Origin of the sequence: Rudanella lutea DSM 19387 (genome assembly GCF_000383955.1) — a bacterium.
GTDB classification, from domain to species: domain Bacteria; phylum Bacteroidota; class Bacteroidia; order Cytophagales; family Spirosomataceae; genus Rudanella; species Rudanella lutea.
On record NZ_KB913013.1, the window covers coordinates 5839649 to 5854135 of the forward strand.

At 54.9% G+C, this 14487-nt stretch carries 10 protein-coding genes; 2 read left to right on the plus strand and 8 right to left on the minus strand.

Annotated features, from left to right (window positions below; translation table 11 throughout):
* Positions 1-17 precede the first annotated feature (17 nt).
* The 8 genes from RUDLU_RS0124030 to RUDLU_RS0124065 form a co-directional block, all read right to left on the minus strand.
* Entirely contained in the window at positions 18-5231 is a 5214-nt protein-coding gene (locus tag RUDLU_RS0124030; RefSeq protein ID WP_019991000.1) for an Eco57I restriction-modification methylase domain-containing protein, read from the minus strand.
* Positions 5232-5360: 129 nt separating this feature from the next.
* On the minus strand, positions 5361-5576 hold the full coding sequence (locus RUDLU_RS29400; protein ID WP_083940634.1) for a hypothetical protein: 216 nt from the start codon (positions 5574-5576) through the stop codon (positions 5361-5363).
* 65 nt (positions 5577-5641) lie between these two features.
* Positions 5642-6352 carry a PD-(D/E)XK nuclease-like domain-containing protein gene (locus RUDLU_RS0124040; RefSeq protein ID WP_019991002.1) on the minus strand — a complete coding sequence of 237 codons (711 nt, stop codon included), beginning with the start codon at positions 6350-6352 and terminating at the stop codon, positions 5642-5644.
* Between the two features lie 79 nt (positions 6353-6431).
* Complete coding sequence (locus RUDLU_RS0124045) at positions 6432-7091, minus strand: hypothetical protein (RefSeq protein ID WP_019991003.1); 660 nt, start codon at positions 7089-7091, stop codon at positions 6432-6434.
* Between the two features lie 245 nt (positions 7092-7336).
* A complete protein-coding gene (locus RUDLU_RS0124050) occupies positions 7337-8035 on the minus strand; it encodes a hypothetical protein (protein ID WP_152126790.1) in 699 nt (232 codons plus the stop codon).
* A gap of 59 nt (positions 8036-8094) precedes the next feature.
* Entirely contained in the window at positions 8095-10851 is a 2757-nt protein-coding gene (locus tag RUDLU_RS0124055; RefSeq protein WP_019991005.1) for a toprim domain-containing protein, read from the minus strand.
* A gap of 12 nt (positions 10852-10863) precedes the next feature.
* Complete coding sequence (locus tag RUDLU_RS0124060; protein ID WP_152126791.1) at positions 10864-11148, minus strand: hypothetical protein; 285 nt, start codon at positions 11146-11148, stop codon at positions 10864-10866.
* Positions 11149-11153: 5 nt separating this feature from the next.
* The gene (locus RUDLU_RS0124065) at positions 11154-11492 is read right to left on the minus strand and encodes a hypothetical protein (protein WP_019991007.1); all 339 of its coding nucleotides are present in this window, start codon (positions 11490-11492) and stop codon (positions 11154-11156) included.
* Positions 11493-11631: 139 nt separating this feature from the next.
* Here RUDLU_RS0124065 and RUDLU_RS28085 point away from each other — a divergent pair, with 139 nt between their 5' ends.
* Positions 11632-12270, plus strand: a complete 639-nt coding sequence (locus RUDLU_RS28085) for a M23 family metallopeptidase (protein ID WP_245581712.1) — start codon at positions 11632-11634, stop codon at positions 12268-12270.
* Positions 12271-12285: 15 nt separating this feature from the next.
* Entirely contained in the window at positions 12286-14454 is a 2169-nt protein-coding gene (locus RUDLU_RS0124075; protein WP_245581713.1) for a YWFCY domain-containing protein, read from the plus strand.
* Positions 14455-14487: the final 33 nt, after the last annotated feature.

Sequence of the window (14487 nt, forward strand, 5' to 3'; positions counted from 1 at the left end):
TCGGCGCGGTGAGTGAACTAAACAGCAACCTCGGCGGCTGGCTCTGGTTCGCCTTCGATTTCCATCCGGCGTTTGAGGTCGGCGACCTCCGTTTCTAAGCGGTGTAGGTCGGCTTCCTGTCGGAAGGGTTGCGATAGTTTACGGCTAAACTCCTGCTCGATGAGCCGGGCGCGTTCCAGTTCGCGCAAAAGTTGGGCAGGGGCTTCGTAGGCACGGGCTACGGCGGCTTTCAGCGAGGAAAACAGCCCGTTCGATGAACCGACTACACCCGAAAGGCTTTGCCCCCACTCGTACCGTACAACGGCCTGACCGGGTAAAAACTCGCTGGGCGGCATTCCGCCTATTAGTTCCTGCGACCGCTCCCCGGTCAGGGTTAATGCAAGCCCGTTAACGATTAATGTTCTGGGTTCATTAACCCGGCGTTTTGCCAGTCCTTTAACCTGCTCTATCAGGTGCTGTACGGCTTCGCCCCACTTTTCGCCGTAGGTCGTGCCGTTCACGGTTACGCTCATCACGGCGTATGGTGTGTTAAAGTGCTGCTGTAAGTGGGCGGCTTCCTCTTCCAATCCGGCCAACATTGGGCGGTGTTTCTGGATGAACCGTTGGGCGTTTTCTACCTGCCATTGGGCATCCATTAACCCGCGCTGCCAGTTTTTACGGGCTTGCTGCACTCGCGATAATTCAAGCTGGCGGGTCGTGTACAATAGAGCGTATTGGGAGCCGGATAACGTAGCCATCATCTGGTCGAACGACATGGCGGCAAAATCATCGTCTGCGCTGATGTCGGCCATTTGGTCGTCGGCAATGTGGCCCTTTAAAACCTGATTGATAAACTTTTGCTTAATCGCCAACCGTCCGTAGGCGGTCGCGTCGAGTGTTTTTTCTACGCCGTAGGTCAGCACTTCAACCGGGATGCCCCAAACTGCGTGTAAGTTGCCCTGCCGGATAAGCCGCCCATTACGCTGCTCAAAATCTGTTGGTCGGTTGGGGGCGTCCATGTGGTGAACCGCTACTAAGCGTTCCTGTACGTTTACACCCACGCCCGCCCGCTCCGACGTGCCGAGCAATACCCGAACCTCTCCCGTTCTGACTTTGGCAAACAGGGGTTCGCGCTTATCAGCTTCGGCGGGTACGATGGCGATTTCATCAGCCGGTACGCCTTCCGTGATGAGTTTGGCCCGTATGTCCTCAAACAGGTTGAAACGCGGGCCTTTACGCTCTGTTCCCTCCTCGTCTAACCAACCGCGTAGGGAGGGACTTTGGTAAGTATCGGCAAAGACCAATTGCGTACCGCGATACGTGGCCGACTGGTAGTAAAGACGCAAGATTTCTGTTACCACCCGGTTACACTTAGACCCGTCCTCGTCCGGGTTAGCCGCGTCGAGTAGTCGTAAATCAATGGTAGCTTTGCGGGCCTGCCCAAAGCAGACTAAGGGTACGTGCGAGTTGTCGCGCTTTTCGGCTCCGGTCAGGTTTTCAAACCAGCGCAGGGTTGCTTTAATGCTGTTCAGTTCGTCGGTTACGCCCTGGGTCTGCGGTAAGATAATCCGCGTGTGTTGCCCGTTTTTAAGCGTCGGCAACGTAGCATCCCGTTGAAACTCGATAACGTCTTCATTCAGCACCACGTCAACATGAGCGCGGTAGAGTTCCGAAAGCTGCTGCACGTTTACGAACTTGGCGAACCGCTCCACCGCTTTAAAGTTGCCCGTTGCGGTCAGTTCAAACGACTGAATTACGCTGCCGAACGCTCCGGCGAACTGGTCAAACGTGGACAGCATAGCGCGGTTTAGCCGGTCGGGGGCAATAAAGCGTAAAGTCGTCCATGCTTCGGCCATTGTGTTACTGATGGGCGTACCGGTTGCCAGGACTACCCGGCCCCGCCGTGCCTGCACCGTGCGGCACTTGAACAACGCACTTAGCGCGTCCTCACTACCCGCCGAATCAATGCCTTTAACATTCTGCCGGGCGGTGAAAAAGCCTAACCGTTTGTAGCGGTGGGCCTCGTCCAAAAACAGAGCATCAATACCCAACTGGTCAAACGTCAGCATTTCGTCTTTTTTGCGGCCGGCCTGCCGGATTCGCCGGTTTACCAATCGTAACTTTAATTCGTTCAGCCGCTTTACCGACATGGGTTTCTGGCGGCCCTGCCGCTCGGCTACGGCAAGGGTGTAGGCTATGCGCTCTATTTCTTCCTGAATAAATTCTTCCTCGCTGGCGGGGTCGTCGGGAATAAGTTTTAGGAAACTCTGCGGTATCAGCACCCCGTCAAAGTTGTTGGTCGCGATACGTTGCAAAAACCGTTTGCGGTTGCTGGCTTCAAGGTCGGCGGGCTGCGGTACGTAAATCAGGGCTGCGGGGTACAACCTGCGCCATGCGCTGGCAAAGTCGTTGAGTGTCGAGTTTTGTACTACAATCATCGGTTTGTGGGCCAATCCTAACCGCTTCAACTCCATTGCCGCCGTTATCATGGTAAAGGTTTTACCACTGCCCACGGCGTGGGCTAACAAAGTGTCCTGCTCTTTGATGCGCTCCACGCCCCGGAACTGGTGTAAGCGTAATTGAACGTCAGGCGATGCGCCGGGGTATTGCCGTAGGGCTGGTTCCCGGTAGGTTTTGTGTACGTAGCTGTTGTACAATTCATTGTAAACCGGCTCGATGGCTGCGCTGTGGTGGTCGCGCACAAAGTCAATGAACAGGTCGTTTAAGGCTTCCTGCGCCTGTACCGCCTGGCTGGTGGCTTCTACGTCTTTTACGGATTTCTCTTTACCCTCCGCGTCGATAATGGTTTTGGTCACTACCACCGTGCGCTGTTGCAAAGCGGCTTCGATGAGTTGGATAGCCGTTCGGCGCGACGTACCCAAGGAGCGATTTTGAACCGATGAAACGTTACCCATCCCGTCAATTTCGTACTGGCCTACCCGGTGGTTATAGCGTACCGTTACGCAATTGGTTTGCAGAGTCTGACTGATAAACTGCTCGATGATGTTGGTAGGAATCCAGACCGAACCCAACCGGAACGAGATAAGCGGGGCGGGAATGGTGGCCGGAACAACAGCCGCTAACGCCCGTTCATTCACCGCGTACTGTGCATCTGCTTTAACGGCCTCGGCTGCTGCGGCCAATTTCTTTCTAACGTTGCCCGATAGGTACGTATCCCTGTCCTCTAACCGGCCCGACGTTGGGTTTTGATAGGCCAATTCAGCGGCCAACAACGTCTGTTTTACCTCCGGGGCGGGTTGGCTCATCCATGCGCCTATCTGCTCGGCATTCACACAACCGTACAAGCCAATAGACAACCGTAGCGCGTCGGCCAACGATTCTACCCGCTCCGGGGTGTGCGCTGCCGGGTACACCCGTTGCCGAAAAATATCGGCTTTGTCGATGGTGTACGAGGTGGCTGTTTTCGGGTTGGACTGTGTTCCGGTGTTCCGGTCTGGTGCGGTGCGGCTCACCACTTCTAACGCCTGAACACTGGCAAACTGCGGGTCGTAATCTTCCAGAAACGACAAAGCCCGGTTTCGGTTGAGCGTACCGAAATAGCGTGTAAATAAGGCGTAAGACTGGTTCAACTCCACCCGTAGGGCGTCGGTCTCCACCTCTCCCCTACCCTCTTGCTCCGCCTTCCGAAGCTGGTTAAATGCCCGCTTCACCCGCTCGTATTGAGCAATGACGAGCGTTTGGCTGTATCGCTTGCCCCGAACCGTTACCGATTCGGTAAACCGTTGATCGGTAGTCTGTTTGGTTTCGGCTGTCTTATGGGCCTGCGCTGCGGGTTGGTTGTCCAAAATACCTTTTGGCAATTGGTTAAGGGCTTCGGCCAAGCGTTGCGGCAACGTGGCGGGGTCTGCGAGGTGTAGCGTGGGCTGGTCGGCCCGGTACAGTCCACCCTTATTCACCTCGTCGGCAAAGCGCATTTCGCCCAATAGCATAGCGGGGTAGGCGTGGTAATACTCATTTACCGCCAACGTCCTGACCGTATCTTGGTCGGTTGCATCGGCTCTGAGCGTAACGGTACGTTCAAACGGATAAGCCGCAAACGGTCGGTTGTCCGGCACTGCGGCAACGGGGGTACGATTCCGCAAAAACAAAACGTCGGTCGTTACCTGCGTTCCGGCGTTGGCTTCAAACGCATTCGACGGTAAGCGGATGGCTCCCAACAGTTCGGCGTTGGCTTCGACCGTCAGGAACTGGCGGAACTCCGGGCTTGCTGCATCGAGCGTACCCATTGAGGTAATGAGCGCGACAATACCGCCCGGCTTCACCAACTGCGCGGCCCGGCCAATGAAATAGTTATGAATGGGAAAACCCTTTAGTTCGGCGTGGTGGCGGTCGTACACCGTGTACGATCCAAACGGTACGTTGCCAATGACCAAATCAAAGCTACCCGCCTGCAATTTGGTTTCTTCCAGACCGCAAACGTGGGTTTCGACCTCCGGGTAAAGCTGCTGCAAGATTTGCCCCGATAGCCGGTCTTTCTCGACCGCTACCCATACCGACCGCTCCCGTAGTGCCGGGGGCATTAGACCGATAAAATACCCGATACCTGCGGCTGGTTCCAGAATGCGACCGCCTGTAAAGCCAAACCCTTCGATAGCCTGCCACATGGCCGCTACGACGTGCGGGGCCGTGTAGAAAGCATTGAGCGTCGATGCTTCGGCGGCTCGCTGTTCGGCGGGGGTTAACAACTCGGCCAACCGCTGGCGGGTACGTCCGTACTGACCGCCCCACCGGTTTACCGATTCGTCAAGGGCTTGGGCGGGGTCGGTCTGCGCGTGTTGCCACTGCTCGTAAACGTCGTTTTTCCAGACCTGCGATAAACCACCCCAACCCGTATAAAGCGATAGTAACCGCTGTTCGTCGGGCGTGGCTTGTCTGGTGCTTCCTTGCGCTGACTCACCGCTTATTCGTTTTAGGGTTTCGATGGCGGCAACATTGGCCCGTAGTTTGGCCGCGTTGCCAGTGGGTAGGGTGAACGTTTCCGCGCAAAGGCTAAATACGGATGGCTCCGCTATAGGCCGTAGCTCAATCTGTTCATCGAGGATCAACAGTGTTGCCGGGCTTGCGCTGCTCCGGCGTTCGGTGGTCTCACCGGGTTTGCGTTCTCCCCGCGTCGGAGGTATAAGACCGGGGTGTCCGAACAGGGTATATTGATTGGCAACGATGACCACGGGCCGGGCCTGAGCCGGACGAGTGCGGGGCCGCTCCGGCCTACCGGTTGTATAGCGCGTCATAAATAGCTGAATAGTTCTACACTATAAAGATAGCCAACTATTCAGCTATTTATCTATCTAACTTTCTATCTGTCAGCCTTTTACAACCCGCTTGATTTGAACAGTGCTTAGCCCCTACCCCTTGATTATTTACTCGATGACTACCTCCTCAGCGTACACTTTGAAAACGAGGTCGTGGTTTGTGGCCGAGATAAATCGAAACATGGGCCTGCCATCAGCATCGAGAGTTTCGACTTCATCAGACAGCCACCCTACCCTACCGGCTGGCATTAGCGGCCCCAACGACACCGTCAGTTTTGCCCGGCGGTAATTACCTTCAGGTGGTTTAGGTTCGTTCCGATTCATCACGGCATTAATGAGAACTTGCCAGATAGTTGAGTAGATGAGTACTCATCTATCTGTCAAGTTAATTAGCGAAATTGATAAATAGGCGGGTAGCTGTTCTGCGTTATCCGGTGGCCTACCGGTATCGAGATGCCCGGTTTATCCTGCGGTGTCCAGGCGGAGGGGCGGAACTCAGACCGAGCCAGTAATGACAGTAAACGTTGGTAGCGTTCCCGGCCCTCCTGAATGAAAGCCCGGCCAATAGCATCGGCGGTCGGCTCGAAATAGAAGACCTGGAAAGGCTCCGCTTTCTGAACGCCCAGAAAGACAAACCGCCGAGCCTTCAAACCATCTAAATAAAAGGCCGCTTGACGGTCGTATTGGTACTGCTCACAGCACTCGATGAATTGGCGATACGTCCGGGCGCGGGTAGTCTTCACGTCGACGATCAACCCGTGCCGCAATCGAATATCCGTCTGGCATTTACAGAGTAAGCCCGTGACCTTATCGCGAAACAAGTGGGGCTGTTCTTTCTGTCCCCATTGTAACGCCCATCGACCAAACCGGGTATCGCGAATTGCCTTTGCCATTTTGCCCAATCGCTCCCGGTCGATGGCTCCCTCGAACGGTCGGGTACTGCGCGGCTCCAATAACAACTGGTGAAAAGCTGACCCTTCGGCAAACGCCTTAACGGGTTTTCGGTTGGGTTCGCCCAACAGAAACCGCTCGTACTCGGTCAGGTCGGAATTGGAAAAAGCGGGAAACTGACGGTAATTGTCTGGTGTAAGCACTTGCATAGAATCAGGCAGAAATAGCGAATTATTAGTTGAATAAATAGGTAGTCAGTTATCTAAATAGCTGACTACCTAAATAAATTTAGACGACTTCCACGGCTTCAACCTCTGCTTGGGGCAGTTCTCCTGCGTTTAACGTAACGGGTACTACGTCTGTTGAGGGTAAAGCGAACGTCTCCGAAAAACTGAAGTAGTTCGCCGTGTGTTTCAGCGTATCGCGCCGGTAGATGGGGCAGTCTGCCGCGTACTCCGCAAGTTGCTGCACACTTTCGGGGTCGGCAAGCTGGTAGCTGAACCGGCCAATGAACCACGACTTTGTAGGGTCGTTTTTGCTGGTTAGTTTCTCCGGGCGGATGGTCAGCACCACGTCGCAAAGGTTCAGCGGTTCGTTCCCTTCGTAGATGAGCTTTTTCATCACGCCCCGCAACTCGGTAAGCGTAGTGCCGTTGAACATGATGCTCGATACGCAATTCAGCGCGTCGATAAAGAACAGTTCGGCCCACGCTTCGCGGTTCCGGTTAAACAGCCCGTCCTCGAAAATGCGGAACACAAACGGCTGAAACGTAAACTCCTTGATGGGCTTACCCGATTTGTCCAAAACGGGGGTGTCCCCGTCGATGTTGAACTGTCCGGTTTGTGAGTTGTAGCGGTACTGCTTCGGCTCACCCTCGATGTAGCGGAAGATGTCCGAGATTACAGTTTCACCATGTTTGTTGACGGTCTCTTGCTGATAGGATTTCATACCTGTATAGCGTAAAAAAGGGGTTGGTGCCTGGGCTTACACCGGCCAAGCGTTCGCGGTTTCAACATTACAAAGATAGCCAACTATCTGAATAGTCAACTACTTAACTACTGATACACAGCACTTTGTGAACCCGTTTGATTCGGCTGCTTTCTGCCTGAACTGTTTCAGAACCCCTTGATTATTCAAATAGCCGACTATAAAAGTAGTCGGCTATTCAGCTAATGGCTTAATTAAGGTAAACCTTATGGTCGGCCTGAGTGGGTAAGCTCCTGTTCGCGTAAGTACAATTGGTACTGCTGCTTGCGCGTATCGAGGATGCTTTCCAGCCGCTGCAACTCAGCGTTGAAGGAAGGAGACTGGTAAAGCGAATCGGCATCTGACAGCAGTCGTTGCAACGGAGCGGTTCGGGCTACGGCAGTTTGAGCCGACACGTACCGGTGCTGCCAGTAGCCAGCGGCATACGTGTCACGCTGCTGACGGGTTTGCAGCGAGACAAAGACCAATCCACCAACCAGCAGACCAGCGACAGCTATCCCCCCCGTTAGGTAACGCACCAGTTTAAGCAACGCCGACCCCGGCTGCTCTACCCTGACCACCTTCGGGACCAACTTATCGAGATGCTGCTCAAGGGCAGGGGTAAGGGTTGCCGGAACCTGGGGTAGCCACTCAGTAAGGTGGCGTGTCAATTGCTCCTGCTGCGTCTGACCCATTTTTTCAATAGCTTCCAGCAGACCGGCAATCAAGTGGGGAGGCAGGTCATCGGTTTGCGAAACCGGGAGTGAGGGTACTTCCTTCGAGGGTTTGGCCTGTTCTGTCTCGGCGGATGGCTTGGGGCCACGACTCCAATACGGATTCGATGAATAAAACTTATTGGTCGGAGCAGCCCTGGGCCGGTCGGGGCAAAGTGTATCCATATCAGGGTGAGTAGGGGAGGAGGTCATCGGTTAAAGAATTTGGTTCGGGCAAGACCGGAGCGGCCTTGCCCAAATCGGAGACATTATCACAGTTTTGCTTTGTACGTGCGGGCTGATTCCGAAGCAGATTGAACCGTTTCGCGTTGAGCGGTCTGTTCCGCCTTTATCTCCGTGTGAGGTTTGATGAGGGGCGGAGCTCCCATCTTCAGCGGACTCGAATCGGGCAGAGCCTCGCCCTGGCGGTTTTGCAGGATGTCGTTGAAGTCTTTCTGCTGCCGGGTGGGTCGCACAACGTGATAGAGCGACTGCCCCTGTCGGTTGTTGATTTCGTCGGTAAGCAGCGTGAGTGCCTTCACCAGCAGTCGACCGTCGTTGGGGAAGTGAATCCGGGTGCGGGTTACAGCCTGACCCTGATCAGGATCGACCAAGGTTTCGCGCTGAAACTCCTGCACTCGCTTTTCCTTGTCGTTCGGGTCATTGTTGTAGTTGAACTGCTTGGTAAAGCGATTCATCTCGTCCATGAAACGATGGAGGAACGCTTCGTTTCTGCCGCCCGCGATGTCGGCACCAGCCCCACCGGGCGACAGGGGTTGCCGTAGCTCCAGTTCCAACTTGTTCACGCCCGAATACAAATCCTTTTCCAACTTGGCATCCTTATGGTGTTGAATGCGCTGCTCCATTTCGTCGGGCGAAATCATGGCTCGTTCCCGCGCCACCCGAAACTCGTTACCCACCTTCATCTGCATATATTCCGACTGAGCCAGTTTTCCGGCCTCTTCCGGCATCGGAATGCCGTAAGCCCTGGCATACGTGAACGCCGGAATTACCGACTGCACCATCTCGACCGAAACCTTGACGTAGTCGTCAGGCATGATCTCTTTAAAGCGGGCCTGGTGGTTGATGGCCAGTTTATGCCCTTCTGACAGGTTGCCGTCGGGTACGTCGAACCGCTTCAGCACGTCGCTGAATGTTTTTATCTCAGGGTCGAAGGCAAACTTTGGCCCGAGCACGTTAGCCAGTGGGTTAGGAGGGAGGTTCGGCCCCGAATAGGCAATGTCCGGTTTGACGCGCAGGGCCGGGTCGGCAGCGGGGTGTTGCAGAGCGAGGTAGTTGATGGCGAACCGAAGACCGGCGTTGTCGCCATCCTGCGCGATCACAAACTGCGCCTGCGGGTTGCGGTCGAGCACTTTCTGGATAAAGCCCATCTGTCGGCTACCAGGTTGCCCGCCCGTCGCCATGTAGAACCGACGTTCGCCCTCGGCTTCAGGGTTGAGTTGCTTGAACGACATCGCATCAATGGCAGACTCAGCGACAAGGATGCGCTGGGCGGGCACCTCCTTGAAGGCCGGGCGGGCGGTTTCGAGCGGTAACTGCACCTGCTGCGGCTTTCCCTCCTGCACAAAATTGAACGAAACCGTTTCGGGGCTGAGCCGAACGACCGTACCGACAGTACCGGCAGGAAGGTCAGGTTTATCATGCATGGCCAATGGGGCTTTCAATTCGTAGAACCGGTTAGAGTGCCACATGGCTTCCCCGCGCTCCCCGGAAGGGAACGACTTGAAGCGTTCGTTACGAATGTCCATCGACACCAGGTGACCATCCTGGGCGTACATCGGGAAGGAGGTATTACGATGCGTGGTGCCCTTCTCCGTCGTGTAAGCAATGTTGTGAATGCGGCCGTTGAACTCCGGCGAAAAGAGTACGTCTTTATGAAGCGAGCGTCCTTCCAGATAGCGGGTGTCGGTCAGGGGCGCGATGGCGTACCGATTGTGCAGGTCTTTTTCCCGAAGCTTCGTGTCGATCAGGCTTTCCTTTACCTGCTTCAGGGGAGACGTAACGCTCTTTTCGAGTACGTAGTCGGCGGAGGACATGATACGGTCGACAGCCTTAAAAACGTTCCGGTAAATGCCGTTTTCGACTCGTTCCAGAAACTTGATCACGTCGCCCCGCCAGCCCCGCTGATCGTTCATGTCGACAAACATCTTTTGCCCGTACTTGTCGCCGGTATAAACGGCCAGCCGTTCCTTCGACCCTTTCTCGCCCCGCTCATAAATGAGCCACTCGTCGCTCGGTTTCGACTTCTTGGCATCGAGCACGAAGCCGTAATCTTGCAGCACCACTTCCAGATCCAGCTCGCGCTTGATGGCATCGAAATCCCGCACCAACTTTTCACCACGGGGCTTTGGTGTCGGCTGCGGCTCCTTCTGGGCATTTTGGGCTGGCGTAATCGTCGCTTCCCGATTCGTGGGGGAAGCTTTGGCCGATTCCTGGGCCGTTTGTGTCGCCGACGAGGGCCGGACCGGGGTCAGGTCGATACGGTAATCGTCGGCATACTTCTCCAGCGTCTGAATGTTCCACGCTTTGTGGTAGGCCGTGGATTCGCGCACGTTCTGGTATAGGTCGGGGACGGCCAATTGGCGATACGCCACCGAACCGTCCAGCTTGCCCCGGTTGGTGATCAGCGCGGCCCGGTTCGTCTGCGCCCGCGAAAACAGTTCGCCAAACTGATCCGGCGTAAAGCCGTTGATGGCAGGGTAAAGCCCTACCTTCTGCGGACCGTCGCCGAGCGTGAGCATCTTTCGCGGTTGAGGGTTTTCTGTCAACTCGGGCTTGGTACGGGTAAGTACGCGCGGACCATAGACCTCCTGAATGGCTTTGTCGAGTCGCTCGAAGTTGGCTTTTGTCGGCTCGACCCAGAGCTGCACGTTGCCAATGGCACGGGCCGGGTCGATGGCGTTCATGGCGTAATCGCCAAATGCTACGTAACGTACCCCGGCTTTATTTAACTGGCGTAGAATAGCCAACTGCTCGCGGGTGGCACGGTTCTGTGCTTTTTGCTTCATAACGGAAAGGGGTTACGGGGTTGTCAGTTCAAAACCACCCAGGTCAGGTTCGTTGGCCCGGTGCAGATCGGTAGCCAGTTCGGAGAGGTCATATTGAAGCTCCATAAAGGCCAGATACAGCCGTTCGCGCTCCTCGTCGGTGAGATGCTGCCAAAGCTCCGGGTCGTTGACCGACGCATTCAGAACGGTGATTGGCAGGTCGCCCGGCTCTTCGCCATCACCGATAAACAGCGGTTGAATCGCCTGATGAATGCGCTCGCGCCCCCATCGTACTTCCAGTTGTTCCAGATACTGCATGGGCATCAAAGGCTGGTTTTAACGGTGGGCGTGAGCGAGTCGGGGGCAAGGGGTTGTCCCGGCACCGGCTGCAACCGGGTATCTCTGGTGGGTGGGGGGAGCAGCGTCAACGATAGGGTAGGGGAGACCTCACCGGGCTGTTGCCGATTCTCGATTAGTACCGGACTAAGCGCGTGGACAACCTGTTCGTGGATGTCCGTCAGCACCGGTTGCCATACCACCGGTCTTCCCGCCTTGTCTGCTGCCTGGGCTAAGCAGGCATCGAACGACGGGGCGAAAAGCTGAACCAGCCGACTGGCCTGCTCGTGTGATAGCGGGCAAACAGCTTCATTACTTTTTTTCATTGCTTTAGTTTAATTTTTTATCGAATTTACTTTAATTAATTAAATATTTTGGCGTTTTGCGGTTTAATTTTGCCCGATGGCAAAGAGAAGAATACGTTATGGACTGCATAGAAACGGCCTAATTGGGGCTGTTATTAGCTTGACGCTGAGTGGGTCGAATTACCCAACGGCAATAAATCAGAGTAGAGAAATAGACCTGTTTGCGGCCCATACAATATCGGAATCGACTCACCCGCATTGGCTGGATCAGTGGGTGGGGGAGGCCACGTCGGAGCAGGTGGTGACTGCCTTTTCTAAACTGTTCTTTGCTTCACCGGAAAGAGCGCAGCGGATTCCATGCCTGCCTCCACTGGGTGATTGGTCGGGCAATCGGGTTTCGTCGGGTTTTGGGCTACGGGAGCATCCTACTCTGCATACCCTGCGCCACCACGATGGTATCGACATTGCCGGGCCACATCAATACGTTCGCTCGGCGGCTTCGGGCTTGGTGGCTACGGTCGGCTATAGTAGCACGCTGGGGCGTTACGTAAAAATTGACCACGGCAACTCCTACCAAACCGTGTATGGTCACCTGGCTTTGACCTCGGTGCGGGCTGGTCAGTGGGTAGTGATCGGCGAAACGCTCGGCATAACGGGTAGTACGGGCCGGGCCACCGGGGTGCATCTTCATTACTGCGTCCTGAAGCATCATCGGGCGGTAAATCCTGCCGATTACCTCACGCTGGCCATCCGCTTTGTGGCCCATTACCAACAGCAACAACGTACCCAAACACGCTAATTTATCATGCCCGAAATGACCAACAAGGAACGGGAGGGACACACCCAAACCGTCGAACTCTTCATCATTGCAGCTATCGGACTACTGATTTTGCACTGCTTATGGTATTGCTATGAAGTTGTCTATTCAAATAGCTGGCTACAGGAATATTTTTATAGCGGTCTATCTATATTAAACGAACGGTTGGAATTGTTCAAAAATCCGCTGATTACTAAAGCACTGGTGCTGCTACTACTGTTTCTGTACGCCATCGGCTCGAAAGGGAAAATCGACCCCTCGATTGGTCGGCACCAGGTATTGCGCTATGCTTCGGTCGGGTTGTTGCTGTTCCTGGGTTCTGTGCCGTTGCTTTACGCCAAAGCCCTTGTCGCTCCACTGGCTGTGGACGTGCTGTACATCGGCCTGACGCTGGCCGGCACCATGCAGTTGATAAAAGGCGGGCAGTATCTCTCGCGGATTCTGTTTACCCGCAGTCCGAACGACATCTTCAACGACACCAACGAGGAGTTTCCGCAGAATGAAACGCTGGTGCAGAATGAATTTTCCATTCACTTCCAGACCCTATATGCCTACAAAGGAGCATGGCGACGGGGATTGGTCAACATCGTCAATCCGTTCCGCTCGGTGATTGTGCTGGGCCTTCAGGGGTCGGGGAAGACATTTGCAATCTTGATTCAGGCACTTTGGCAGAGTATGTACAAGGGGTACGTGACCTACGTGTATGACTTCAAGTTTCCAGACCTGACGCTGGAAGCTTACAACGCCTACCGCAAGACTATTGCTGAAAACACCTACGCCTGGACACCTGCCGACCAATTAGCTGACCGCAAACACCGGAACGATCCGCTCATTCCAAAGTTCTACGTACTGAACTTCGATGACATCGAGTATTCGCACCGCTGTAACCCCATCGACGCCGACGGCATGACCGACGTGATGGATGCCTACGAAGCGGCTCAGACGGTCATGCTCAACCTGAACCGGACGTGGGCGCAGAAGCAGGGTGAATTTTTCCCAGAATCGGCCATCAACTTCCTGACGTCGGTGCTCTGGTATCTGCGGACTGTCAGCCTGAAGTATCGGGGTCTTTGTGCCGTGGAGGAAGCCAAACCCGCCAACCAGCAAAACCCGCAAAGGCTGGCCACCTACGCCCGGCTATCTAAATGCTGCACCTTCCCCCACACGCTGGAGTTCATTAACCGGCGGTACGACGAGACGTTCGCGCTCATGGAGCGTTACCCCGAAGTCGAGATTTACGTCAGACCGTTCATCGATGCCCGCGACGGGGGCGCGATGGAGCAGTTGGAAGGACAGATTTCGTCAGTGCGGATTCCGATGGCCCGCCTTTCATCGCCGACGCTGTATTGGGTAATGACCGGCTCCGACTTCACGCTCGACATTAACAACCCCAACGACCCCAAGATTTTGTGTACGGGCAATAACCCCGAACGTACTGCCATATACGGCACAGCGTTTTCGCTTTACACCGCCCGGCTCATGAAGCTGGTCAACCGGAAAGGGCGACTGAAATCGGCCCTGTTTTGGGACGAACTACCCACGATGTTTCTGAAAGGGTTGGACTTGCTCATCGCCACGGCCCGCTCCAACAAGGTGGCCACCTGGCTGGGCATCCAGGATTTTGAGCAGTTGACCCGCGATTATGGAGAGAAAGAAGCCAAAGTCATCATGAACCTGGGGGCAAATGTGTTTGCTGGTACGGTCGTGTACGAAACGGCCGAGAAACTTTCGCGCCGGTTTGGCAAAACCAATCAAACCAAAGAGTCGATTACGTACTCGAAAAACGATACGACCATCAACGTATCGCAGCAACTCACAGAGATGATCCCGGCGGCCAAGATTTCGCGCCTAAAGCAGGGCGAGTTTGTGGGGCAGTTCGTCGACAACTTCGGCGAAGAGTTCGACCTGAAAACGTTTAAAGCATTCATAGGTGTGGAAGAGCAGCAAATGAAAAAAGCTCATCAGCTACCGCCCATGCTGGACCTTGACAGCATCATACGGGACGTGTACGGCGTTGAACCAGCCGACACGACGCCGGCCATGCGTCAGGTGTTCAAGACCCAGTTGCTTCAGGACAACTACCGCCGGGTGAAAGAAGACATTCAGCTATTGGTCGATTGCGAGGTAGCAGAGTTCGGGATTGTCTTCAAAGAGCGAAAAGGATAGGAGGTTACAATCAATTGTTGATCGATAATTTAA

What these genes read in the sequence shown, in the direction of transcription:
- RUDLU_RS0124030 (WP_019991000.1), bottom strand. Translation starts at nt 5,231, where the DNA reads ATGACGCGCTATACAACCGGTAGGCCGGAGCGGCCCCGCACTCGTCCG.
- RUDLU_RS29400 (WP_083940634.1), bottom strand. Translation starts at nt 5,576, where the DNA reads ATGAATCGGAACGAACCTAAACCACCTGAAGGTAATTACCGCCGGGCA.
- RUDLU_RS0124040 (WP_019991002.1), bottom strand. Translation starts at nt 6,352, where the DNA reads ATGCAAGTGCTTACACCAGACAATTACCGTCAGTTTCCCGCTTTTTCC.
- RUDLU_RS0124045 (WP_019991003.1), bottom strand. Translation starts at nt 7,091, where the DNA reads ATGAAATCCTATCAGCAAGAGACCGTCAACAAACATGGTGAAACTGTA.
- RUDLU_RS0124050 (WP_152126790.1), bottom strand. Translation starts at nt 8,035, where the DNA reads ATGACCTCCTCCCCTACTCACCCTGATATGGATACACTTTGCCCCGAC.
- RUDLU_RS0124055 (WP_019991005.1), bottom strand. Translation starts at nt 10,851, where the DNA reads ATGAAGCAAAAAGCACAGAACCGTGCCACCCGCGAGCAGTTGGCTATT.
- RUDLU_RS0124060 (WP_152126791.1), bottom strand. Translation starts at nt 11,148, where the DNA reads ATGCAGTATCTGGAACAACTGGAAGTACGATGGGGGCGCGAGCGCATT.
- RUDLU_RS0124065 (WP_019991007.1), bottom strand. Translation starts at nt 11,492, where the DNA reads ATGAAAAAAAGTAATGAAGCTGTTTGCCCGCTATCACACGAGCAGGCC.
- RUDLU_RS0124075 (WP_245581713.1), top strand. Translation starts at nt 12,286, where the DNA reads ATGACCAACAAGGAACGGGAGGGACACACCCAAACCGTCGAACTCTTC.